Below are 24,651 nucleotides of genomic sequence, written 5' to 3'. Positions count from 1 at the left end.
AGTAATTTATCACCAATTGCCATTCACGTTTCAGGGATTGTGGCATGAATATCGTTACGCTTTTAATTGTTTGGCTAGTAACAGCTATCAGCCTGTTGATAATTAGTAAATTACCTTTAGGAGTTGAAATTGATACTCCTGGTAAAGCCTTCCTTTCTGCCGCAGTGCTTGGTATCGTGACGGCAATAGTCAGACCGATTTTAAGCCTCATTTTTGCAGTCCCCAATTTACTCACATTGGACTTACTATCAAGCATTTTCACATTTATGATTGCCGTAGTTTGTTTTAGTATTGCTGCTTGGTTAGTAGAGGGCTTTCGCTTACGTTATGGGATTTGGAGTGCTGTTATTGGGGCATTTACGCTGACTATAATTAACAGCTTAATCTACAAATTATTGGGTGTTTAAAATTAATAGCGAGGAGTTAATAGTTAGGAGTTATTAAGAACTGATCGCTCCTAACTCCTCACTCCTAACTATTCGTTGGAACTTGGGGGAGCAACGGGGGTAGCTGATTGTTGTTTACGTTGTTCGCGTTTTTTGCGATCGGCTGAGAGCATATCTGCCATCACCACTAGGGCTTGCGCCATCTTGTCTAGGTTAGAACGGTATAACTCCAAATCCTTGTTGAGTTTATCATCAGATACGTGCAAGCCAGCCGCGATCGCTTTTAACGCCTCGGTGAGTTGCTTTTCATCTTTGACTAATTCAGGATCTGACTGTTCCAATAACGAAAATACACCAATTGCGAACAAACGGCTGTATTTAAAGTTAGGATTATTGGCGATCGCTTGCAGTTGTGTTTGCAAGTCAGCATCTCGATCTAAGTAAGTAGTTTGGCCTAGCCACCCAATTAAATCTTTAACTGGCAAACCTTTAGCTACAGCTTGCAATCTTTCCGCATCCTGTCGATAGTGTTGCGGATCTTGTTCTATAGCCCGACATAGGGCATTAAAAATCGATTCTTGATCTCGTTCTGGTTGATAGCCTTGCATGAAGCGGTCAAAAGTCGTGACGACGCCCAAGGCATAAATTGGATTGTAGCTAAAATCGATATTTACTGAAAGTAGATGCATTTCTACCATCAATTCTTCTACCACCCGACGATAAATAGTGTTAATCGGACGGGTGTGAAGATTGTAAAAAGTTCGTTTTGTATCAGAGACAGTACGGACGTTATTCACAAAGAAAATGTTAAGGGCGACGTATCTTTATTTTCACGCTTAAAGGCTACTTTGCCAAGTTTAGCTTTTGACTGGTGAGGGTTTCATTTACAATATAAACAAATCAAAAGTATTTTATAAGCTAGTAGCCATAGGGGATAAGACCCTTTCCTCTAAAAAAACTAGCCAAAAATTTTTATCTATAATGATTTATTTATCGCATTTATGAACTTCTCGCCACAGTTAATTGCTTTAGGTGAGTACCTAGCAGGTGAATTTGATAATCAGGAACAAGCCATAGGGGAACCAGTTTGGTATGTCCATCTCCGAATGTGGCAAAGACCAGTGAATTTGTTCACAGAAGATAGCATCACCCTGTTTGCCGAACAAGCTAACGCGATTAACCTAGATAAACCTTACCGCCAGAGAATTATGCGGTTGCGTCAGGGTAGCAACTCTCACACATCTCTGGAAGTACAATATTACATGCCTCAAAATCCAGATGCATTAAGAGGTGCAGGCAATAACCCTGCTCTCTTAAACACACTGACATCCGAACAATTAGATTTACTACCAGGTTGTATCCTAACAGTAGCTCAGGAAACACTAGCTGGCGATCGCTATAAGTTTACCGCTACCCCAAAACCAGAGAGTCGTTGCAGCTTTACCTATCTTGGCAATAGCGCCTATGTTTCCTTGGGTTTTGAAGCTACTGCGGCGGAATTTCACAGCTATGACAAAGGAATCGATCCAGCAACTGGAAAAGCAACTTGGGGAGCGATTATGGGCCCTTATCGCTACACCAAGCGAAATCAGTATAAAATAAGATAAACTTATGCTTCATAAGTTACGAGTTATGAAGTTTCAATTAACTCCTCACTCTTAACTCCTAACCCTTTTTTAGCTAGCGATGCTACGAGGTACGCCTTCTAGAGCTTCCTCTTCTGTTTCAAAGATTTCAAAGACAGTATCCATCATCGTCACTTCAAACACGAGTTTGGCTTCTGGATGTACATTGCAAATGCGGAAACTGCCCTTGACTTTATCAGCATCGCGCATCCCCGCTACCAAAGACGTTAGACCAGAACTATCAATAAAATTTACCTGAGCCAGATTTACAACTACATGGCGGCTGAGTTTAGAAATACACTCTTGTAATTTCAGGCGAAATTGCCAAGCGGTGGTAATGTCTAGGCGACCTGCTGGTGTCAGGACAATAACGGTATTTCCGTCTTGGGTTGTATAAGTTTTTTGGTCTATCTGAATCACTAAAGCCCTCCCCGTGGCATTCCTTTTAAGATTAGCTAGTTACACAGAATTGTCTAATGCTGTCACTTGAGATTAACAAGCCATAGCTAAAATTGTCACCTTTTTCTGCTAAGTGCTTAACTTTAGTAGTTTAACTCACTAAAACAGTACTGAGTAGCAATTAAAAATGGGGGAGTGGGGAGTGGGGGAGATAGGGAAGAACTCCTAACTCCTAACTCCTAACTCAGCACTATTAACTGGGTGTCCAGTTGATCCAATCTTGAGGCTTGAGGAAGGTTTCATACAACTCGGCTTCAGGGGTATTGGGTTCCGGTTGATAGCCATATTCCCAGCGCACTAAGGGTGGTAGGGACATGAGAATTGATTCGGTACGTCCGTTGGTTTGCAGACCAAAAATAGTACCTCTGTCATAAACCAAGTTAAATTCTACATACCGTCCCCGGCGGTAGAGTTGAAAATTCCGTTGGCGATCGCCATACTCTATCCCATGTCGCCGTTCTACAATGGGTACGTATGCTGGTAAAAATGCTCTGCCACAGTCTTGGACAAAGGCAAACAAATCTTCCCAATTACGGGTTTCTGGGGTTCCCACCTGATTGCTATGCATAGCCGCGTCTCCATTGGGATTTGGCCCGCGATATAAAGCACCTTGGCCATCTTGGTAATCAAAAAATAGACCACCTACACCTCGTGTCTCATCACGATGCTTGAGGTAGAAATATTCATCGCACCAGCGCTTAAACACCGAGTAATAGTCTGGGTGGTGTTTGTCACAAGCCTGTTTTAATGTTTTGTGTAGATGTGCCGCATCTTCAGCAAAAGGGTAATAAGGTGTCAAGTCAAGACCACCACCAAACCACCAAACTGGCCCCGCTTCAAAGTAGCGATAATTTAAATGAACTGTCGGCACGTAAGGATTATGTGGGTGTAACACCATTGAAGTTCCCGTGGCATAAAAGCCATGTCCTGCGGCTTCAGGGCGTTGGGCTAAAATTGAGGCTGGCAAATGGGAACCCCAAACTTCAGAAAAATTCACACCTGCTTGTTCAAATATTGCACCTTCTCGCAGCACGCGCGATCGCCCTCCACCCCCTTCAGGACGTTCCCAACTATCTTCATGAAACTTAGCCACACCATCTAGTTTTGCCAAAGATTCGGTAATTTCGTCTTGCAGTTGTTTCATAAACTGACTGACTCTAGTCTGAGCGTCAGGTGCTGGCAAGGACTTGGATGATTCTGCTGCTAGAGTTGGTGTTTGCGAGTTGGTCAACATAGATTCCCAAACCTAAATTACAATTTCCAGAAAGCCACAAATTTCTTATCTTAAAATTTGGGGGAAACACGCGCCAACAATCAAGCTCTATTTGCCCAACCCGCTTTTTTCTTACTGGTTAAGCATTTATACGATTGATAGGCATCACTAGAGTTATTTTCCCTCAAATGCGTATAGGCTTGTATATTGACTGAGTTTTTTTTGTTAATTTTTACTATTTCGCTCATTTGGCATTCCAAGAACTGAGCGTAGTTGCCCACAATACCAGAGTTACCAGAAAGTGTCTAGAGAGGGGGAGGATTAGGAAAATGCAAGATTGGTTATCCAAATTCATCCACCGCAAACGTCGTCGGTTTTGCGCTTCTCTGGTGCGGACGTATCGAGAGATAAGTTCTGCTTCTGTAGATGAATTGTGGCAAAAAGTCGCTGACTTAACAGATGTTTCTTGGCATCCACTACTTAAGAGTACTAACGTACCCTACGGATTAGTACCCAAACCAGGATTGATTTTTCACGCAGTAACGCGCTTTTCACCGATTCCTATCCGTATCTTTGTGGAGCGCGTCAATCCTAAAGAGATGCTGAGTATCCGAGTGCTAGCGATTCCTGGGATAGAGGAACGGATAACTTATCAAGTAGAATCAACGGTTTGTGGTACTTGTTTGTCTTATTCTGTAACACTACGCGGATGGTTATCACCCTTAATTTGGTCTTTATCCCGTCCTTATGTAGACCGCGTAGCACGGTCTTTAATCGAGGCAGTCGAAAAGACGGCATTGCCAACGGTATCTAGTAAGAAAAAATCCATTAATGACAGTTGTTTTGATTTTTAGGCAAGGGGGATAAGGGAGACAAGAGGGACAAGGAGAATTAACCCATGTCCAATAGTTCTCTACAAGATACTGCGCCAACAACTTCTCGACGAGACGCTATGCCAATGCTCAGTACAAGTGTCGAATTCCCAATGCCCAATTCCCAATGCCCAAAGAAAGTTAAGATTCTATATAGGTAATAATGCCATTTACTAAATTTTATTACGGCATTGACAGTGAAACCACTAAGCTGACCTTACTTAAGAAAGTATCCAGTTGATAACTAAGTTCGCCACAAGTGTATTTATTCATTTTGAATTTTGAATTTTTATGTACGATGTCCTCGATTCTCGCTCTGTCTTAGAAATTTTGCGACCAGTGGAAGATCCAGAACTCCGCAAAAGTCTGGTGGAACTGAATATGATTCGTAACGTCAAAATTGACGATGGTAAGGTTAGTTTCACTTTGGTGTTGACCACTCCTGCTTGTCCTTTACGTGAATTTATCGTTGAAGACTGTCAGAAAGCTGTCAAAAAGCTACCAGGTGTTACAGATGTCAGTATAGAAGTAACCGCAGAAACACCGCAACAAAAAAGTTTGCCAGACCGCACTGGTATTTCTGGTGTCAAAAATATTATTGCTGTTTCCAGTGGTAAAGGTGGTGTTGGTAAAAGTACGGTGGCGGTAAATGTTGCAGTGGCTCTAGCTCAAACTGGGGCGAAAGTCGGTTTGTTAGATGCTGATATTTACGGCCCCAATGACCCCACCATGCTGGGTCTGGCTGATGCTCAAATTACTGTGCGTTCCACTGAAACAGGTGATATCCTAGAACCTGCTTTTAATCACGGTGTCAAATTAGTATCAATGGGCTTTTTGATTGACCGAGATCAACCAGTAATTTGGCGGGGGCCTATGCTCAATGGTGTAATTCGCCAGTTTCTTTATCAAGTGCAATGGGGAGAATTAGATTATTTAATTGTAGATATGCCACCGGGAACCGGAGATGCTCAGTTAACTTTGACTCAAGCAGTGCCAATGGCAGGGGCGGTAATTGTCACCACACCGCAAAATGTAGCCCTGTTAGATTCTCGCAAGGGATTGCGGATGTTCCAGCAGATGAATGTCCCGGTATTGGGAATTGTGGAAAATATGAGCTATTTTATCCCCCCCGACCAACCTGATAAGCAATATGACATCTTTGGTTCTGGTGGTGGCTCTAAAACAGCCACCGAATTAGGAGTGCCACTGTTGGGGTGCGTACCACTAGAAATTTCCACACGAGTTGGTGGTGACAGTGGTGTGCCGATAGTTGTTGGCGATCCAGATTCAGCTTCGGCAAAAGCATTAACCGCGATCGCTCTTACCATTGCTGGTAAAGTATCAGTTGCTGCCCTAACATAATTATAAATTTTAATTTCTATCTACTTCCTGGGCTATAGCTTGGGAATACTAAGGATTGGGTATTAGGGAGTGGGGAAGTAGGGGAAGGATAACTGTTGATTTTTTCCCAATTCCCAATTCCCAATGCCCAATGCCCAATCCCAACAATTAAAGCTAACGTCTAAATTGACACAATGTTGTTAAAACGATCGCTCCCCAAAATTCGCTGGAAGTCTTGGGTTAAGCCCTGGCAGCATGTAGATTGGCTCCTATTTTGTTTGCCAGTTGCTATCAGTATCTTTGGTGGCACCATGATTCTCAGTACAGAACTGAAGCAGCCAGTAACGGACTGGTGGTGGCACTGGATGGTAGCTGGTATCGGCGTGCTTATAGCCCTATTTTTATCTCGCATCCGTTACGAACTCTTGATGCAGTGGCACTGGTTAACATACTCACTAACGAATTTCAGCTTAATTGCTGTGATGATTGCTGGTACTAGTGCTAAAGGGGCACAAAGGTGGATTAGTATCGCCGGCTTTAACGTACAACCCTCAGAATTTGCCAAAATCGGCATGATTATCACCTTAGCGGCTTTGCTACACAGGCAGACTGCTTCTAGCCTCGAAGGTGTTTTCCGCGTTCTGGCAATCACTGCCATCCCTTGGGGATTAGTATTTTTGCAGCCAGATTTAGCAACATCACTGGTCTTTGGTGCGATCGTCTTAGGAATGCTTTACTGGGCAAATGCTAACCCAGGCTGGTTAATTCTGATGATTTCTCCTGTGGTTGCTGCCATTTTGTTTAGTATATCTTGGCCTTTCTCAGAGCCGATAGTTTTATTCAAAGAACTATCTTTTGGCCCATTAGGGCTAATTTGGTCTGCTGCGATGGCTATTGTGGGCTGGCAAACTCTGCCCTGGCGGAGATTTGGTTTTGGTGCTATCAGTGCATGGACTCTCAATATATTCGGTGGCGAATTAGGAGTCTTCGCTTGGAACCATATTTTAAAACCATACCAAAAAGATCGGCTAACTGTATTCATGGATCCCGATCACGATCCACTTGGTGCTGGATATCACTTAATCCAATCTCGTATTGCCATTGGTGCTGGTGAAATTTGGGGATGGGGTTTGTTCAAGGGGCCAATGACACAACTAAATTTCGTACCTGAACAGCATACAGACTTTATTTTCTCCGCAGTGGGGGAAGAATTCGGTTTTGTTGGTTGTTTGTTAGTGCTGTTTGTCTTCGGCTTAATTTGCCTCCGTCTACTGCATGTCGCCCAAACCGCCAAAGACAACTTTGGTTCTTTGTTGGCTATTGGCGTTTTATCCATGATCGTGTTTCAAGTGATTGTGAACGTTGGCATGACTGTAGGTTTAGCGCCTGTGGCCGGAATTCCCCTACCCTGGATGAGTTATGGGCGTTCTGCTATGCTGACTAACTTCATTTCCTTGGGAATCGTAGAATCGGTAGCAAATTTTCGCCAAAAGCAGAAGTATTATTGATTCGTCATTAGTCATTTGTCCAAAGTCCAATTGCTAATGACAAATGACTATTAAGAAGTATTAAGCTATTAAAAGGAAACAAGCGAGGCTAAAAACATGATTCTGCCTGGAGCAACTGTTCGCGTCAAAAATCCCGCAGATACCTACTATCGCTACGAAGGACTCGTGCAACGACTGACTGATGGCAAAGTAGCCGTATTATTTGAAGGTGGTAACTGGGATAAATTAGTTACCTTTCGCCTGAGTGAATTAGAACTCGTAGAGACCATAGCCGGACGGAAAAAAGCCAAATAAGATTAGTCATTTGTCCTTTGTCCTTTGTCCTTTGTCCTTTGGCAAAAAATAATGACTAATGACCCTTACGGGTGACGCTCGTGCCTCGCTAACGCCAGTCACTCATGGGGGAAACCCCCTTGGCGCTAGCCTCTCCCTTTGGGAGAAGACCGCAGTGGCTGGCTCACCAATGATTAATGACTAAATTACCATGCGCCTCCCTTTACCACAGTTTGCCACTGGCGATCGCCATCCCAACCACATTGCGGAGGTGATTGAGACTACTAGTACAGAATTTTTAGCTCAGTGTTTAGAGCCAGAAGATTTGAGCTTTCCCTCCATGCCACCCTTTGGTAGTTGGGTTTGTTCTGTGGATGAAGAATCTGGCAATCAAGTTTATGGAATAGTATATTATGCTACAACTGCGCCCATAGATTCAGTCCACAGAGCTAGGGCTTTGGGGTTGTCATTGCAAGACTTACGCGAGGAACAACCACAGATATTTGCCATGCTGAGAACAGAATTTCGATCTGCGATCGTGGGATTTGAGGAGTCTTCCCAGAATCGAGGTTATAACCAAAGAATATATCAATATCTACCACCCCGTCCCCCGCAAATTCATCAAGCTGTTTATCGGTGTGAACCAGAAGCGATCGTTAAATTTACTGAAGAACTAGATTTTTTGCGGACACTACTTTGTATTAACGGTGCGCCAGTCGAGTCTTTAACCGCAGCTGCCATTCGAGATGTATACCAGTTACGCAAAGCTGACCGAGAATGGCTCATTAAAGCTGCACGTAATCTAAGCGTGCTACTTAAAGATGACTACGATCGCTTGCGGTTTATTTTAAGTCAAATCCATCCGTAGGTAGTTAGTTCTTGGACAATTGCCTAGTTAGGGTAAGTTATTAATATTTTTATTGATTTTTCGTCAGGTGGCTTCTGCATTGATTTATATCATCAGGCGATCGCCCCCAAGGTAATCGCAATTTTACCATAGCTCCTTCAATTCCTACCTATGGAACTCATCTCACAAGTTCTTGTTCTGGAACCAACTTCCCAAGTTCTTGGCAAGGAACCAATTGTTCCTTTTGCTATTTTGCTGGTGGTTATTTTAGTTATACCCATCATGTTTGAGCAGCTAAGATTACCAGGATTAGTGGGTTTGGTTTTCTCAGGGCTAGTACTTGGGCCTTCCGGCTGGAATTTATTTCAATCTGACTCGCCGATGATTAACCTGCTATCAGACATTGGGTTAATTTATTTGCTGTTTGTCGCAGGACTAGAAGTCGATCTAGAAAAGTTTCGTCGGCAAAAAAGTCGTGCCTTTGGATTTGCTAGCCTGACTTTTAGTGTCCCCCTAGTAATGGGAACCTTAGTTGGGCTGATTTTAGACTATAGCTGGAATACTTCCATCTTAATTGGCTCCTTATTCGCTTCCTATACCCTTTTGGCATATCCGATAATCAGCCGTTTGGGAGTGGTAAACAACGAAGCTGTTACTGTGACTATTGGAGCTAAGATTTTTACAGATGTTGGCTCAGTGCTAATCTTAGCCGTTTGTGTAGGTGTTGCTCATGCTGGAGCATTCAGCTTTGCTAAACTACTTACCTTGTCGGGTTGGTTAATTATTTACTCTGTTGCTGTTGTGACAGGTTTTGATTGGGCAGGTAAGGAGTTTTTCAAGCGGTCTGGAGATGACGAAGGAAACAAGTTTTTATTTGTGTTGCTTTCTGTGTTTCTGGCAGCAGTGGGCGCTCAATTAATTGGGATAGAAAAAATTGTTGGTGCTTTTTTAGCGGGTTTGGCAGTAAATGAAGCGGTGGGTGAAGGCCCAGTCAAAGAAAAGGTGGTATTTATTGGCAGTGTGCTGTTTATTCCCATTTTCTTTGTTGACCTTGGCTTACTGATCGATTTACCCACCTTTGCTAACAACCTAGACACACTCAAGTTAACGCTGTTGATGATAGTCGGTTTGATTGTCAGTAAATTGATTGCAGCTTTGTTGACAAAACTAGTTTACCGCTACAAGTGGCAAGAAACGCTAACCATTTGGTCGCTATCACTTCCCCAGGTTGGTACAACTTTAGCAGCTACCTTAGTGGGATATCAGGCTGGATTGCTGCCACTAGAAGTATTACACAGTGTTATTGTCTTAATGGTTGTCACATCAACCTTGGGGCCGTTGATGACCAGTCGAATCGCTGTTGGTTTGAATTCCTTACCAGGCGAAGATTCAGCACCATCTCTACCTGACCAGAATGCACCAGAGATAGGTAGTGCTTTTACTATAGTCGTACCTGTCTATAATCCTCATACCGAACAGCATTTGATTGAAATGGCGGTCTTATTAGCGCGTCAATCTCAGGGGAAAATTATACCGCTTGCGATCGCTACTGCTGCTGCTCAGATGGATGCACCACAGTTAGAAGCGTCTCTACAACGCAGTGAGCAGTTATTGACCAAAGCCACGGCACACAGTCGAGTATTAGGCGTGGCCGCAGAACCAATGCTGCGAATTGATGATGCCTTTGCTCAAGGAATTAGCCGGGCTGCCCGCGAACAAAAGGCTAATTTAATTGTCATGGGTTGGGGAAAACGGACTGGATTACGAGCGCGTTTATTTGGGAATGTGATTGATGGTGTGCTTTGGGCATCCCATTGTCCAGTCGCAGTGACACGTCTAGTAGAATCACCGAAAAAAATTCAGCGCATCTTAGTACCAGTAGAAAATTTAACAGCACCGACATTACAGCCTGTACAATTTGCCCAAATGCTGGCAGAGGCAAATCAGAGTCACATTACTGTGCTAAATGTGTGCGATCGCCGCACCAGTTCCAGTAAAATTGCCTGGAGGCGATCGCATCTCTCCTTAATGGTATCTAATTTAGCTTTGGCTAATGCTCCAGAAATTCAAATTATCGCTCATGAAAATGTTGCCCAAGCAATTTTGCAGGCTGCACGATTATATGATTTAGTCGTTTTACCTTTTATCCGTAATCGTACTAGTCCTGGAGGGTTAGCTGTTAGCGATGTTACAACCCAGTTAGCCAGACAACTCACCTGCTCCATTGTCATACTTGGAGAACCGCAGCGCACTCAAAGCAAAAACATAGCGATCTCTAACACGGTTACTAGCATTACATCTGCTGTATGATATGGGGCAGATTTTAGTCTATCTGAGTGAACTGGGGCTGGCAATCCGCATTTACAAAAAGCTTTGTAACAAATGAATCGACTGTAGGAATATACAGATATCCCTACAGTCGATTCTCTGCTGCTTCCAGATGAGAACACCAGTAACCATAAAAACATTTTATGTTATTGAAGATTTGATGAACTTTGAGTCGAAGACTGACAATATTGAGAGTAAGTTTGTTATTTTGCTAGTTAAATTGTTAAAGAAGCGGGTAAAAACATCACAAAGTTATAAATGGAGAAAAATAGATAAATTCAACAATACTTTTTGATTAAACTCGTTCTTTTTTCAGTTCTGTATTTTTGTCCCCAAGCTGGGTAATCTAAAAGTAAGTGCAATAGCTACTGAAAATATTTGTAAGTAACTGGGAAACTATGAGAATTTTGGTGACGGGCGGTGCTGGGTTTATTGGTTCCCATCTCATCGACCGATTAATGACCGAGGGGCATGAATTAATATGCTTGGATAACTTTTACACTGGTCATAAACGTAACATCCTTAAATGGTTAGGTCATCCGTACTTTGAACTGATTCGTCACGATATTACCGAACCAATTCGGTTAGAGGTGGATCAAATTTATCATTTGGCTTGTCCAGCTTCACCAGTCCATTACCAGTACAACCCAGTTAAAACCGTTAAAACTAACGTCATGGGAACCCTGAATATGTTAGGGCTGGCTAAACGTGTAAAAGCTAGATTTTTCTTGGCTTCAACTAGTGAAGTATACGGAGATCCTGAAGTTCATCCCCAACCTGAAGAGTATAGGGGTAGCGTCAATCCCATTGGGATCCGTTCATGCTACGACGAAGGTAAAAGAATTGCTGAGACTTTAGCATTTGATTACTACAGACAAAATAAAGTTGATATTCGAGTTGTTCGGATATTTAACACCTACGGCCCAAGAATGTTAGAAAACGATGGTCGGGTGGTGAGCAACTTTATAGTTCAAGCCTTGCGGGGTAATCCTTTAACCGTGTACGGGGATGGTTCGCAAACTCGTAGTTTTTGCTACGTTTCCGATTTGGTAGAAGGATTCATCCGCCTGATGAATAGCGACTATATTGGCCCAGTAAATTTGGGTAATCCTGGTGAATACACGATTTTACAATTGGCCCAAGCTGTGCAAAATATGATCGACCCGGATGCAAAGATTAAATTCGAGGCATTACCTTCGGACGATCCCCGCCGTCGCCAGCCTGATATCACCAAGGCAAAAACTTGGTTAAATTGGGAACCTACCATTCCTCTGCAAGAGGGGTTAAAACTGACAATAGAAGATTTCCGCGATCGCATTCAAGGCGATGGCAATAATTCAACCAACTAAGTAGCGCCTAACATCGCGCTGAATTTTCATGCAAACTCACCCGCTCAGTAGCTGGTATGCTTAGTGGCTGAGTTTACTAACAGTGTGTTAAGTGTCATATTGGCAACTTATTTTTGAAGACTACACCCAAAAAAGTTAGGGAGTTAAAGAATGCGTGTTTGCGTTATTGGTACTGGTTACGTTGGTTTAGTTACAGGTGCTTGCTTGGCTCATATTGGGCATGATGTAATTTGCGTAGACAACAACGAAGAAAAAGTTAAGTTAATGAAGTCTGGACAGTCCCCAATTTTTGAGCCGGGACTCTCAGAAATTATGCAGTCTGCCATTCAAACCGAGAAGATTCATTTTACAAGCGATCTTGCTGCTGGAGTTTCCCACGGAGAAATCCTGTTTATTGCTGTGGGAACGCCACCTTTACCCACTGGTGAAAGTGATACTCGTTACGTCGAAGCTGTAGCCCGTGGGATTGGAGAAAATCTCAACGGTGGTTATAAGGTGATAGTAAATAAATCTACAGTCCCCATTGGCTCAGGTGACTGGGTGCGGATGCTTGTTCTAGATGGTGTTGCAGAGCGGCAGAAAGCACTTGTACCCGCAGGTGGAATGCCGAGTGATGAAAAATTACCTGAGTTTGTAGCCGAGTTTGATGTAGTAAGCAATCCAGAATTTTTGCGCGAAGGTTCGGCAGTTCACGACACCTTCAACCCCGATCGCATTGTACTAGGGGGCAATAGTCAAAGAGCAGTAGCCTTGATGCAACAACTGTATGCCCCAATTGTGGAACGCAAGTACGCTGTCGATCAATCTTTACCCCCAGTGCCAATTCTGGCAACAGACCTGAGTTCGGCGGAGATGATTAAATACGCCGCGAATGCCTTTTTAGCCACCAAGATTAGTTTTATTAACGAAGTTGCTAATATTTGCGATCGCGTCGGTGCTGATGTCACCCAAGTGGCCAAAGGTATCGGTCTAGACTCCCGCATTGGTAACAAGTTTTTACAAGCTGGTATCGGTTGGGGTGGTTCCTGCTTTCCCAAAGATGTCTCGGCTCTGATTCATACTGCTGATGACTATGGTTATGAAGCCCAATTACTAAAATCTGCCGTCAGTGTCAACGAACGTCAACGCTTGATTGCTCTAGAGAAACTCCAACAGGTTCTGAAAATTCTCAAAGGCAAAACAGTTGGACTACTCGGACTGACCTTCAAGCCAGATACCGACGACTTGCGCGATGCTCCAGCCCTGATTTTAATTGAGCAGCTAAATAGACTGGGAGCCAAAGTTAAAGCTTACGACCCCATTATTTCTCAAACAGGTATGCGTCATGGGCTTTCTGGTGTACTAGTAGAAACTGATGCCGAAAGACTAGCTGATGGCTGCGATGCTTTAGTACTTGTCACCGAATGGCAGCAGTTCAGCACTCTTGACTATGTGAAGATGGCAAAATTGATGGCTCACCCCGTTATCATCGATGGTCGTAACTTCCTCGACCCCGAAACACTCATCCGCGCTGGATTCCAATATGTAGGCGTGGGAAGGTAGAAAGTAGAGACGGGATTAATCGCGTCTCTACAGGAGTTAGGAGTGATAAGTAAAAATTAATTACAACCTATAATCAATAACTCCTAACTCCCTTCAAAACTTAAAGATTTAAATTACCGCCTAGATGATTCTGGGCGGTATTTAATTTGTATAAAGCTTCATGCAAAGCTGTTCAGGAAAACTTTACTTTGAACTTTTGCGTTTTTTTCCGATCAAGCGCTATTTGGAATACGTTCGATCTCAGCATATCCACTGAAAATAAGTTTTTGACCTTCAGTTTCTAATCGGTTGAGTCGCATTTTCACTCCATCAAGGTCAAAACGATCCAAATCAACCATATTATCTAAAATTTCTACCAGCGCGACACTCAAGGTTTGGGAAATTTCCCGTTGTCCTTCTGGTACTTGCTCAAGTTCGATTTTTGGATCTTTGAAAGAAACTCGCCGTCGTCTTTCAATGCCTATAGTTAGGATCATGCTCAGGGGTACAAGTTCGCCATTATTTAAATCTGCTTTTGCTACGAGCTGCAACCGATTTTCTGGTAATAGCTGCACCTGAACCTCCGTAAAGGAAACTGGTTCACCGCCAGATAATGCTGTCAGGGATGGTACGGAGAGGTTTAGCAGGCGCTTTTTAACCAGTTCCGCGCTAAAAGCTTGGTTGATGCCTGCTTCTGATAAAATTACTTGAGCGATCGCTTGAGTGGGTTGCTTAAGACTGAGTTTGCCACTTAAAACCGAGCCGAAGTCAATGGCCACCGCATCGGTTTCAAAAGACATCTCCTCTACCGCGAAATCTTTCCGAATCACCAAACCACGACCGCTCATTTTGAAGCTATCAATACTGCCTTGCAACAGTTTGCTGGAGGGGTAGCAGCGCACAAAGACTTCTACTGACTCGCTCATGCTAAACAGGTGGCGAATCGTTTGGCTGGCGACTGTGTTGAGCATCCGCTCTCCCCAATCAGTGCCTTTAGGATCTTGTAAACCAGTAAGTCCGCCGAACATGTGGTTTTTAGTCTCTAGAAGTTCTTTGTACTTTTGTAACAAACTGTGAAGAATACAGCAAGCGATCCCGTGATTAATTGTGCTGATGGATGGAAGTTAGATGGCTGATGGTTACAAGTTCACTGTATCAGATATTACTTATAAGTTGGTGGTGGGAATAATTGAACTAGTAGTCTGTCAAGCTAGTAATGAAAAGTTTGTAGTAAGCACTTTAGTGCTTATAAAATAAGGACTTCAGTCCTTACAACTAACTTTCTTACCCATCAATTTAAACTTGACAGACTACTAACTCATGAAGCAGTTCCGCCACTTGCGATCGCTAATTTTTCTAAATGTGCTAACACTGTATAGCCAATTGCACAAAGTTGATCTAAAAAAGCCGATGGAGAATACATCGACTTAACTGGCAATATTGAACAGATGAATAGTCTACTGTTCTTGGATAGCTGCTGTTCTGGGAGGAAACTGAATTCTGGGATCTGGCATGAAATTGTATCTCAAGTACAATCCTCCCCAGACAAACAGGATAATTAACAACGCACCAATACCAAGAGGACTGGGAAGCCAAAAAACTGCTTCTATGTGGTTGAGTTGACCAGGCTGGAGTTTCCACAGCAGTTGATTGCCATTTTTTTCTGGTTCAATGGCTGTTTCAGTTAGTTGAATATTTTTGGCTCCCCAAGGAGTCTTCAAGCTAAATTCCAAGTCGAGAATTGAACCAGCATTAGCCAGAACATTACCTTTGCTGGCAATTAGAGACAGCGATCGCAAATCCAAATCATAAATCAATCGATTTCGGACTAAAAGTAAAAAATAATTCTGTTCCAAAAGGACGTTTGATTCAATTTTCGGCAGTTCTGAGTCAGATTTGCTCTGCACAGACTCAGAAGTTTGATTTGCGCGGGGGTTAAAAAATTCGTTGAACTTCTCTTGCAATTCCGTACCACTACTAAAAGGAATTGTAACGACGATTTCTTCTTGGGAAACTCGCTGCGTTTTACCTTCTAATTGACGGGCGCGGCGTTCTATACTGTTTAACCATTCGTATACAGAATCGCCACTAAAACTGGTTAGCCGTTCTCCTAACTTAATATGCTGTACTAGTTCGCCACTATTTGAATTATCAAAGTTCAGCCCCACATCGTACTTAACACAGCCAGTCAGTAACAGTGATGTTAACAGCACTAGCCACAGAATAGGATTTCGCCTGGGAAAGACGTGCTTTATCCGATTTCGACCATTCAGTGTGAATACAAAACTAAATGGTCTGATGAACCACAAGAAAATCTTTCCGAAAATTGAAGAAGTTGAAACCATAAATTTTCCCAAAAGTCAACATGGTATCAGCCAGGGGTTCCTGAAAAATTCAACCAAACCAAGTACGAGATGGTTAAACCAATGGCAATTAGCGCCACCCAGATAAAGCGATTATCTCTGGTATTGACCTGACTGAGGTCAACAAATTCTGGCTTCGTAGGTTTAGGCTTCTGCTGCACAGAAGATTTAGTAGGTTTAGCAGGTACAGAAATTTTGAGTTCATTATCAGGTAGTTTGCCCAAATCGGGGATTTGGGTCATCCATTCACTGGGTCTTTTCAGCTTTGGTGCTTTTAAGATGTAAAGCATTTGTCGCGCTTGTTTGCTGTTTTCAAGATATGGATGGCGTTTGAGTCTTTCGCAAAGAGCGATCGCATCATCCGTGCGTCCAGCCGCTTCATAAGCTGTCACCAAAGAAATTTCTACTTCACCACCAAGGCGAGAATTTCGAGCTAACAGGGCGCTGGCCTTTTCTAAATTTTCTACGGCTTCGCGGTATCGCCCATTTTCAAAGGCAATTTTCCCTGTCTGGTAGAAGGTTTTAGCAATTTCTAAACTTTCTGCACTCACGTCTTATACAAAAATTAGCACTGTTTTAATTTTGCCAACACCAGCAATCTTTTTGGAATCTTTTCAAAGACTGACAATCTGAAATTGGATAAACTTCTAAAATTTTAACTATGTAGCTGCAACTATTTTCTGATTAAAAATTCCGGTATCAAATATAGGTGAGCAAAATTATGTTGAAAATCAAGCATTCGCAACTGAATTGGCTCCTAGCAGGTATGACTTTAGCAGTCATGGGCGTAAGCATTGCTCCAGCCTCCGCCCAGCGGGCGATGGTGATTGATGGTGCTTATGGAGTTAGGCGATTGCCTGCTGTCGGTTCCTTCATTTATGGTAGTCCGATTCCTACACCTATGCCTGTAGATCCAACAATCGGACTAATACCACAACGCACTAATTACCCTAATTATTCCTATCCCCGGATAAGGCAGAACATGAGAAATTCCCCGCCGATTAATCCAGCAATTAGGGAATCAACTCTAGTTAATCCGGTGATTATCAATAATTCATGGCATCGTACACCATTTAACGGCGGGCGATGTCTGACGACAACAAGTTGCTCCGCACCTTCGCGGGTTATTATTACTTATCCTTGGTAGAGTCGGGAGTGTGGAGCAGGAAAACGGAAAACTCCTCACTCTTAACTTCTATGATGTGAACTGCGAACCGAGAATCATCGTCCCAATCCCAACATCAGTAAAGATTTCTAGTAACAGGGCGTGGGGAATGCGACCATCAATTATATGTGCTGCACGGACTCCTTGAGCAAGCGATCGCACACAACAACTGACTTTAGGAATCATCCCACCGCTGACTATACCATTAGCAATCAACTCGCGGGCTTCGCGGATATCTACTTTCGGGATCAAAGTAGATTGGTCTTTGTAATCTTTTAAAATTCCACTAGTGTCGGTCAATAAAATTAACTTTTCTGCTCCTAGTGCAGCAGCGATTTCTCCCGCTACGGTATCGGCATTAATGTTATAAGCTTGCCCTGTCTCGTCTGCGGCGACGCTGGACACTACTGGAATATAGCCATTGCTAGCGAGGGTTTCTAAAATCTTGATGTTAACATTGCTGACTTCTCCCACAAAACCGATGCCTTCTTGACCTTGAGGACGGGCTGTAAATAGATTACCGTCTTTACCGCAAAGCCCTACAGCTAATCCACCAGCTTGGTTAATCAAGGCGACAATTTCTTTGTTAACTCGACCAACTAAAACCATTTCCACCACATCCATTGTGGCGGCATCAGTGACTCGCAGACCATTTTTAAACTGTGGTTCGATGCCCAGCTTATCTAACCAACTGTTAATTTCTGGGCCACCGCCGTGTACTACGATTGGCCGCAAGCCGACGCAGGATAAGAATACAATGTCGCGGATCACTTTGTCTTTGAGTGTGCTATCTTTCATTGCTGCGCCACCATATTTAACAACAACAGTGCGACCGGCGAATTGTTGAATATAAGGTAGTGCTTCGCTTAATACACGTACACGAGTGGCTTCAGTTTGCCTGATGTATTCAGAATCGTTGACCGTCATGAGGAGCCGCCGTTGAGAGTTAAAAGCTATTTCAGTCAGTGTAGAAGACTTTGTAACCTGTAACAATAAGCCAAGAGGCAAGAGACGATAGACGAGAGGTAAGTTTGGTTAATATTTTTGCTTTTTGCGATTTATAAAAGCCTTTATTATCTCTTTTTACGGGAACTGTTAAGTGGCAAATCTATAGTCTCTACAAGGGTTTCAGATAAAAAATAATTAATTTATGAAGATATTTAATCTTCCCCATTAATGAAATGAGAAACAGGTTTTTTCAGTACGCTAGGAATTACCTCAATTATTCTGTTGGCAATGTCTTCGGGTGTTTCTCCCTCTTGCACGGTGATGTGCAAATCGGCTTGAGAGTAAAGTGGTGTTCGTTGTTCGAGGAGCGATCGCAATTTCCCCTTGAGGTCAGAATCTTGCAAGAGTGGTCTGGTGGTATCCTCAGCTAAACGGCTGTAAAGTAGTTCAACTGGCACATCTAGCCACACTATCAAACCGTGGTGTAAGTAACCCCAATTTTCTCGCCGCAGGACAATTCCCCCACCGGTTGCTATGGTCAATTTTGTAAAAGCACAAACTTGTGAAAGCACATCACTTTCTACCTGGCGAAACCCTGCTTCACCAACTTCTGCAAATAACTGACTGACAGATTTACTGGTTGCTTTAGCAATGACACCATCGATATCTACAAACCCATAACCCAGATGCTTTGCCAGTAAGGGCCCTACTGTTGTCTTACCAACGCCCATCATCCCAATTAAGTATAGGTTGACTCCTTGTAATAAGCTCCTCACCAGTTGTCTTCGCTCCAATTATTAGTTCTGAGTTCTGAGTCACAGTTTCCAATTATAAACTCAACGACTCATCCGTGCGTATTCAAGCGATACCTGGGTTGGGCTGCGCTAATGCACCTGATTGATTCTCCAATACTGACATTAGTAATTTCCGCAGGAATATAAGGGATTTTCAAGTAAAAAAATATTCCGTCGCAGAGGGACAAGGGGGACAAGGAAGACAAGGGAGACAAGGAAGAAAGAAGTCTAGTTGAGTAGATAAATTGAATAATTTATTTTTTGGAGTTCCCTAAATAACCACAAAAGAAACCTCCGATAAATTTATTTTCAACAATGGTTAAAGTTTTTCCTTTATGGATATCAAATTTACCTATAACTTTTCTAACTTTCAATTATTTTTAGTTTCTACAAATTTATCTTCTATTTAAGATCGATTAACTACTGTTGTTAATGTCTTTAAAATAACTCAAGCAATATTAAACTAATATTTGATTTTTCAAAAAACTCAGTACAACAAAAAGAGCCTATTTCCGTTGCCTCTTGCCTTCGATCGCTAAATTAATTCAGAAATAAAAGCGGATTCATACAGATTTAACAAATATTCCGTGAAATTACTATAAAGAATCAACGATGATTTTTTTAGGGATGTAGCAAATATCCTCATGTAACCTGGTAATTGCCGTATATTAATCGCGATGCTTAACGAAAAAATTAATATAGCTTGTTTGAAACTTTATCGAAACAATTCCTGTCTATCTAAATAATCCGAATTTTCACTCTGGTGGATAATTTTAAGTATACACAATACTGTGTTTTTAATAGCACGGCATCATTAGTCTAAAAATCTAGTTATAACTAGCTATTTCAATTAAATGGTTTCGATAGAGGTGTAAATAATGACTGATATGAAGCGATCGCTCGACAAATATTTGTAAATAAAGAAGTTTTGACACAAAAACTACTGCATATTTCACCCCAATAAGCCTGAATGAATAAATATATGATGAATGAGGTGTCAACCATGAATCGAATTCGTGACGTTGTACAAACAGCTTTAGCAACTGGCTATTTGACAGTGGAAGCTGAAAATCAACTACGACAACTGTTGACTACCCGATATGACTTGGAAGATTTTAATGCTTTCATGACTTTGCAAGAAGCTGCCATGACTGGTAAGGTCAAGCAGGAGTCTAGAGAGCGGTGTGGCATCAAGTAGAGACGTAGACTTGCTACGTCTTAACGACGGGATCGTTTATCATCATCCTCAAAATCCTCATCATCATCAAAAAATTCCCAATCATCATCATCCGCTTGATTGGTAGTTGGCGGTTGATAAGGGGGGATGATTACCCGATAATCGGCATCATAAACGGATTCAGTTTTTCCCACAGGTGTATTTTTTGGCTCGCGGTAGCTATAGGAGTAAACTGAACCAGACTGAGAACTGCTTTTGGCTTCTGATTGACGTTCGTAAGTCTTAGAGTCTGTAGCAGGTTGAGGTTGAGGATTACGAGTAGGCGCTTCCTCTGATTTTTCATCAAAGTTCCAATCATCATCTCTACTGCCATTTGTCTCCCAATCATCAAATACCTCATCGCTAGACTCTTCTTTCTTACTAGCTGGTGGAGGATTGGCAGGGCGAGATGTAAATTCTTCTCTCTGGGTTGCCTTTGCACGCGGTGAAGTTGTGCGTCGGCGTTCAGGTGTTTGGCGTTGTCCTGCCACAAAATAATTGGATAAGTTAAACAAGGTAGCAATCAATATAGATGTGAAAGCACCTGTGGCAGTACTGAACAAAATCCATATCGCTAGTGGTAATGGTTGAGTTCGCACGCCCAAAAATACTAGCGATAGGGCAGGTGAGAAATTTTGGACTAACAACAGCGTTAGTCCTCCCAGTACTGCCACCAATAGAATTAAGCGAATTACAGCCATAGCAATTTTGTCAGTTGTCAGTTGTCAGTGCTTAGTTGTCAGCGGTCAGTTGTCAGTCATCAGCCTGATTACTCTTCACTAATTACTGTTCGCTGACTACTGACACTATCAGCCATCTCTATCATTACCCTTTTAGGACTATTGTGAAATTTTCGATGAGTCCACTGGAGGCATTAGCGACGACCTTCCCACCTCTGAATCGGGATGCAGTCAATATCTAGTTGATCTAAAGCACGGGCAACGACAAAATCAACTAAATCCTCGATGGTTTGGGGATTATGATACCAGGCGGGAATAGCGGGGACAATTCTCACTCCAACTTCAGCTAAAGAGGTTAAGTTACGCAGGTGGATGAGGCTAAAAGGCGTTTCCCGAGGGACAATGACCAACTTTCGCCCTTCTTTAAGTTGGACATCTGCTGCCCGTTCTAGTAAATCGGAACTCAAGCCAACCGCCAGCTTTGCTACTGTGCTCATGCTGCATGGAATAATTATCATCCCCTGAGTAGCAAAGGAACCACTAGCAATCCCGGCTCCAACATCACCCCAAGGATGGCAGCGGAGTTTACCTGAAAGGGCAACTCCAGCTTGCTCTCGCCAAAATTGTTCTTGCCCGGTTGGTTCTGGTGGCATCCGAATTTCCTGTTCTGACTGCCAAACCATGTAAGTAGATTTAGAGGCAACCAATTCAATACTATAATCCGCTTCTAGCAAAAATTTGATCGCGCGAACAGCGTAAATCAGACCAGATGCGCCCGATACGCCTAAAATTAGGGGCTTAGTGTTATTTGACACGTGAGGTTTAGTTGATTTTACTCATCTTCCGAGTAAGGATCTAGGTCATCAGGCTCCATATCATTTGGTAAGTAGAGGTCTGAAAGTTCTTCATTAGAACCATTGCCAATGGAACTTTTGGGTACACCATCGCTGCCGACAGTTACCAAATCAATTTGCTGACGGTAGTAATCGACACTCTTAACTTGGACGGCGACGCGATCGCCTAGTCTATAAGAAGCGCGATTTTTGCGCCCAAATAGTGCCTGTTGTCTGGCGCGATATTCATACCAATCGTCTTTGAGAGAACTGACGTGTACCAATCCTTCTACCCGCAAAGGCACACCAGGATTACTGCTGGACTCTACTTCGGCGGCTGGTACTTCAATTTCCACAAAGAAACCATAGGATTGAACGCCGGTAATCACACCTTGAAATACCTGACCAATGCGTTGCTTCATTAGTTGGGCTTTTTGCAGTCCAGCTAAATCGGCTTCGGCTTCTTGGACTTCTTTTTCTCGGTCGTTGAGTTGGACAATTACCCTAGTCAAATCACTTTGGAGTTCTTGTTGCAATTCTGGGGGTAAAACGTTCCAGTTAATTTCCTCGTGGCTGGAGGAGTGGCGGAGGTTAACCCGCTCTCTGACACGGGTATTGCGGCGATCGCGTCCGTTTTCGAGCAGGATGTAATACACTCTCTGCATCAGCAAATCTGGGTAACGCCGCAAAGGGGCACTAAAGTGGACATATTGCGGTAGTGCCAGACCAAAGTGAGATCCTTTAGTAGTGCTGTACGCCGACGGTTTGAGGGTATCTTGCAATAAGTAAGTAAGAACTTGCTCAGAGGGAGATTCCGCAAAAGCTGTAGTCAAATGCTGATAATCTAAAGGTTGGATATCAACTTCTGGATCTAGCGTCAGGTCAACGCCTAAATTGACTGCCAATTTCAGCATTTCCTGAACATCTTCGACATCGGGTGTGCCTTGGACTCTCCAAATAGCGGGAACACCGAGAGCATTTAAGTGAGTTGCTACTAGTTGATTAACTAACAGTACCAACTCCGTGAGTAGCGATCGCACTGGTAAGTCATTCACCACCACAGCGCCAAGAATCCCTTCATCATAGTAAGCGTTTTGGCTGGGTGGCAGATTCAATTGGAGGCTACCACGAGTCAATCGTACCTGTTTGACGGCTGTTTGCAAGGCTTGCAGGTCTTGCAGGATTTGAGAAACCTGTGATGATTTATCTTGTGCAACACCAGTGAGAATTGCTTGGGCTTCTTCGGTACTCAGTGCTGTCTCTACATTAATTACACTGGGTTGAATTTCCCACTCCAACACTTCTCCAGATTTTGGATCGATGGTAATTAAAAAAGAGATAGTTAAGCGATCGCTTCCAGGTACTAAAGAACAACGCTCTGTCACAATTGGGGGCAAAATTGGCAGCACTAATTCTCCCAGATATACTGATTTACCCCGTTTGAGTGCTTCTCTATCTAGGGCTTCATCAGGTTGGACATAGTGAGAAACATCGGTGATATGAACGCCCAAAAGCCAATTTCCAGCTAAGTTTTTTTCTAAACTAAAAGCGTTTTCTATAACTTTAGTGTCGCCATTTACCCCTTCAATGGTGAGAGTAAATAAATTACGCAAATCCAGCCGATTTTTCAGGTCTGCTTTGAGTAGCTTTTTGGGTAACTTGGCGGCGGCTTCGAGAACATGATCGGGAAAAGTCCGGGAAAGGTCGTGTTTGCACGTAACTAAATCTATATCAGCAGCAGCTTCGGCATCGCTACCGAGGATTTGCACTACTCGACCAAGGGGAGGATATTGTGCCAACGGGTAACGTAAAACTTCCACATGAACCAAGTGATCGATCGCTTCTTCCAACTTTGCCTCGTTAGGTTGGATCTTGAGTTCAAACAGCAATCGGTCATCTAAAGGCACAGCCCTAAAACCAGTTTCCACCTGCTTAATTCGTGCCAATAACGTGTGGTTGGAACGTTCTAGAATCAGCTTCACCTCCCCTTCGGGAGAGCGGCGACGGCTGCCTTCTTTAAGAACTCTAACCAAAACGCGATCGCCATTCCAAGCATTACTCAAATGACTTTCGCGGATGTAAATATCCTCGGCTCCTTCCACATCTTGAATAGCAAAGCAAAAGCCTTTACTAGAACAACGGAGTTTTGCCTCGATTATTCCCTCTTCTGAAATGCGGCGATACTTGCCCCGTTCCTTCACTAAAATACCGATTTTTTCCAGAACATCTAAGGCAATGTGAAGTTTTTGTAAACTTTTTTCATCTTCACAGCCAAGTTTCTTTTCTAAAACCTTCCGAGCTACCAATTTATCATCGGTGAAATTGGCAAGGAGTGTAGCGATTGAAAATTCCATGCAGTGAACCGACCTTTGGTCAAAACATCATTTTTTGTTTAATCTGGTTCATTCCTGTATACCCTCACGGCTTACAGAAACAAGCTGGAAACGAATTGCCCAGAACCAAGGCTTCCTAAGTTTCAAGTAAAGGAAGCCCAACCTAGCAAGAGTAGGAAACTACTCCAGCAGTTCCAGGCAAAATAAGCCTACCCACAAACAGTTCTGGGCATCTACGAACTTCTCACTGCACGATGCTCTCAGAATTCACCTACGTTCAAGTCTCTTCACCTAACCAAACTTAAGATTGCACGCCTAATTTTAAGATTTAGCCCCACTAGTTAATTACGCGACGGGTTTTTGAGAAGCTGGGTTTAGAGAATCCATACTGCCCAAAAGCGCTATGCAGGGGAGCCACTGCGGTGAGGCAGCCCCCGTTTTGGCGGTTCCCGTCGATAGCGTAGCGTTAGCGAGTCTTCTCCCAAGGGGAGACGCTAAGAGCGAACGAGGGTCTGGGGGACTGCCGAACCCGAAGGGTCTTGGGGTTTCCCTAAGTGGAGGAGGCAGTGCGGTCTTGGGGTCTCCCCAAATGGAGCA

General features: G+C 43.1%; 23 protein-coding genes. 12 read left to right on the top strand and 11 right to left on the bottom strand.

What is annotated here, in order from left to right; translation table 11 throughout:
• Positions 1-44 precede the first annotated feature (44 nt).
• On the top strand, positions 45-407 hold the full coding sequence (locus CDG79_RS00560) for a phage holin family protein (protein ID WP_094339668.1): 363 nt from the start codon (positions 45-47) through the stop codon (positions 405-407).
• A 68-nt stretch (positions 408-475) separates the two neighbouring features.
• On the opposite strand, the gene psb29 is transcribed toward CDG79_RS00560, so the two are convergent.
• Positions 476-1,183 (bottom strand): photosystem II biogenesis protein Psp29, encoded by a 708-nt coding sequence (psb29, locus tag CDG79_RS00555; RefSeq protein WP_094339667.1) that lies wholly within the window; start codon positions 1,181-1,183, stop codon positions 476-478.
• 204 nt (positions 1,184-1,387) lie between these two features.
• On the opposite strand from psb29, the gene CDG79_RS00550 reads away from it, so the two are divergent.
• The gene (locus CDG79_RS00550) at positions 1,388-1,993 is read left to right on the top strand and encodes a chromophore lyase CpcT/CpeT (protein ID WP_094339666.1); all 606 of its coding nucleotides are present in this window, start codon (positions 1,388-1,390) and stop codon (positions 1,991-1,993) included.
• Between the two features lie 69 nt (positions 1,994-2,062).
• On the opposite strand, the gene CDG79_RS00545 is transcribed toward CDG79_RS00550, so the two are convergent.
• Both CDG79_RS00545 and hemF read right to left on the bottom strand, forming a co-directional pair.
• The gene (locus tag CDG79_RS00545) at positions 2,063-2,431 is read right to left on the bottom strand and encodes an STAS domain-containing protein (protein WP_094328250.1); all 369 of its coding nucleotides are present in this window, start codon (positions 2,429-2,431) and stop codon (positions 2,063-2,065) included.
• Positions 2,432-2,663: 232 nt separating this feature from the next.
• Positions 2,664-3,704 (bottom strand): oxygen-dependent coproporphyrinogen oxidase, encoded by a 1,041-nt coding sequence (gene hemF, locus CDG79_RS00540; protein WP_094339665.1) that lies wholly within the window; start codon positions 3,702-3,704, stop codon positions 2,664-2,666.
• 308 nt (positions 3,705-4,012) lie between these two features.
• Between hemF and CDG79_RS00535 the strand changes: the two genes are divergently transcribed.
• The 8 genes from CDG79_RS00535 (at position 4,013) to CDG79_RS00495 (ending at position 13,743) form a co-directional block, all read left to right on the top strand.
• Positions 4,013-4,537 carry a polyketide cyclase / dehydrase and lipid transport gene (locus CDG79_RS00535; RefSeq protein ID WP_094339664.1) on the top strand — a complete coding sequence of 175 codons (525 nt, stop codon included), beginning with the start codon at positions 4,013-4,015 and terminating at the stop codon, positions 4,535-4,537.
• A gap of 309 nt (positions 4,538-4,846) precedes the next feature.
• Positions 4,847-5,917: an Mrp/NBP35 family ATP-binding protein gene (locus CDG79_RS00530; protein ID WP_094339663.1), complete on the top strand. Its 1,071-nt coding sequence runs from the start codon at positions 4,847-4,849 to the stop codon at positions 5,915-5,917.
• Between the two features lie 173 nt (positions 5,918-6,090).
• Positions 6,091-7,404: a rod shape-determining protein RodA gene (gene rodA / locus CDG79_RS00525; RefSeq protein WP_094339662.1), complete on the top strand. Its 1,314-nt coding sequence runs from the start codon at positions 6,091-6,093 to the stop codon at positions 7,402-7,404.
• A gap of 96 nt (positions 7,405-7,500) precedes the next feature.
• Entirely contained in the window at positions 7,501-7,698 is a 198-nt protein-coding gene (locus tag CDG79_RS00520; protein WP_012411449.1) for an NAD(P)H dehydrogenase subunit NdhS, read from the top strand.
• Positions 7,699-7,888: 190 nt separating this feature from the next.
• Complete coding sequence (locus CDG79_RS00515; protein WP_094339661.1) at positions 7,889-8,545, top strand: HAS-barrel domain-containing protein; 657 nt, start codon at positions 7,889-7,891, stop codon at positions 8,543-8,545.
• Between the two features lie 150 nt (positions 8,546-8,695).
• Positions 8,696-10,834, top strand: coding sequence for a cation:proton antiporter domain-containing protein (locus CDG79_RS00510; protein WP_094339660.1), 2,139 nt, complete (start codon positions 8,696-8,698; stop codon positions 10,832-10,834).
• A 416-nt stretch (positions 10,835-11,250) separates the two neighbouring features.
• Positions 11,251-12,201: a UDP-glucuronic acid decarboxylase family protein gene (locus CDG79_RS00500; protein WP_094339658.1), complete on the top strand. Its 951-nt coding sequence runs from the start codon at positions 11,251-11,253 to the stop codon at positions 12,199-12,201.
• A 150-nt stretch (positions 12,202-12,351) separates the two neighbouring features.
• Positions 12,352-13,743 (top strand): UDP-glucose dehydrogenase family protein, encoded by a 1,392-nt coding sequence (locus tag CDG79_RS00495; protein ID WP_094339657.1) that lies wholly within the window; start codon positions 12,352-12,354, stop codon positions 13,741-13,743.
• A gap of 212 nt (positions 13,744-13,955) precedes the next feature.
• Here CDG79_RS00495 and CDG79_RS00490 read toward each other — a convergent pair whose 3' ends face one another.
• The 3 genes from CDG79_RS00490 to CDG79_RS00480 all read right to left on the bottom strand — a co-directional run bounded on the left by CDG79_RS00490 (position 13,956) and on the right by CDG79_RS00480 (position 16,636).
• Positions 13,956-14,750, bottom strand: coding sequence for an LmeA family phospholipid-binding protein (locus tag CDG79_RS00490; protein WP_189524841.1), 795 nt, complete (start codon positions 14,748-14,750; stop codon positions 13,956-13,958).
• 429 nt (positions 14,751-15,179) lie between these two features.
• Complete coding sequence (locus CDG79_RS00485) at positions 15,180-16,067, bottom strand: DUF3153 domain-containing protein (RefSeq protein WP_094339655.1); 888 nt, start codon at positions 16,065-16,067, stop codon at positions 15,180-15,182.
• Between the two features lie 26 nt (positions 16,068-16,093).
• On the bottom strand, positions 16,094-16,636 hold the full coding sequence (locus CDG79_RS00480; protein ID WP_094339654.1) for a tetratricopeptide repeat protein: 543 nt from the start codon (positions 16,634-16,636) through the stop codon (positions 16,094-16,096).
• Positions 16,637-16,806: 170 nt separating this feature from the next.
• Between CDG79_RS00480 and CDG79_RS00475 the strand changes: the two genes are divergently transcribed.
• The gene (locus CDG79_RS00475; RefSeq protein WP_094339653.1) at positions 16,807-17,232 is read left to right on the top strand and encodes a hypothetical protein; all 426 of its coding nucleotides are present in this window, start codon (positions 16,807-16,809) and stop codon (positions 17,230-17,232) included.
• A 48-nt stretch (positions 17,233-17,280) separates the two neighbouring features.
• Here the strand turns inward: CDG79_RS00475 and argB are convergent, their stop codons facing one another.
• Together argB and CDG79_RS00465 are read right to left on the bottom strand one after the other, a co-directional pair.
• Entirely contained in the window at positions 17,281-18,177 is an 897-nt protein-coding gene (argB, locus tag CDG79_RS00470; RefSeq protein ID WP_094339652.1) for an acetylglutamate kinase, read from the bottom strand.
• Positions 18,178-18,410: 233 nt separating this feature from the next.
• Positions 18,411-18,974: a shikimate kinase gene (locus tag CDG79_RS00465; protein WP_094339741.1), complete on the bottom strand. Its 564-nt coding sequence runs from the start codon at positions 18,972-18,974 to the stop codon at positions 18,411-18,413.
• Positions 18,975-19,995: 1,021 nt separating this feature from the next.
• On the opposite strand from CDG79_RS00465, the gene CDG79_RS00460 reads away from it, so the two are divergent.
• Positions 19,996-20,190 carry a hypothetical protein gene (locus tag CDG79_RS00460; protein ID WP_094329034.1) on the top strand — a complete coding sequence of 65 codons (195 nt, stop codon included), beginning with the start codon at positions 19,996-19,998 and terminating at the stop codon, positions 20,188-20,190.
• Positions 20,191-20,210: 20 nt separating this feature from the next.
• Here the strand turns inward: CDG79_RS00460 and CDG79_RS00455 are convergent, their stop codons facing one another.
• The 3 genes from CDG79_RS00455 to CDG79_RS00445 form a co-directional block, all read right to left on the bottom strand.
• Positions 20,211-20,909 carry a hypothetical protein gene (locus CDG79_RS00455; RefSeq protein WP_094339651.1) on the bottom strand — a complete coding sequence of 233 codons (699 nt, stop codon included), beginning with the start codon at positions 20,907-20,909 and terminating at the stop codon, positions 20,211-20,213.
• Positions 20,910-21,082: 173 nt separating this feature from the next.
• Positions 21,083-21,703 carry a flavin prenyltransferase UbiX gene (locus CDG79_RS00450; protein ID WP_094329036.1) on the bottom strand — a complete coding sequence of 207 codons (621 nt, stop codon included), beginning with the start codon at positions 21,701-21,703 and terminating at the stop codon, positions 21,083-21,085.
• A 17-nt stretch (positions 21,704-21,720) separates the two neighbouring features.
• Positions 21,721-24,075 (bottom strand): ribonuclease R family protein, encoded by a 2,355-nt coding sequence (locus CDG79_RS00445; RefSeq protein ID WP_094339650.1) that lies wholly within the window; start codon positions 24,073-24,075, stop codon positions 21,721-21,723.
• Positions 24,076-24,651: the final 576 nt, after the last annotated feature.

Origin of the sequence: Nostoc sp. 'Peltigera membranacea cyanobiont' 232, assembly GCF_002245985.1 — a bacterium.
In the GTDB taxonomy this organism is placed as follows: domain Bacteria; phylum Cyanobacteriota; class Cyanobacteriia; order Cyanobacteriales; family Nostocaceae; genus Nostoc.
Note: the sequence above shows the minus strand (reverse complement) of the source record. Positions and strands in the feature narration are given on the sequence as shown.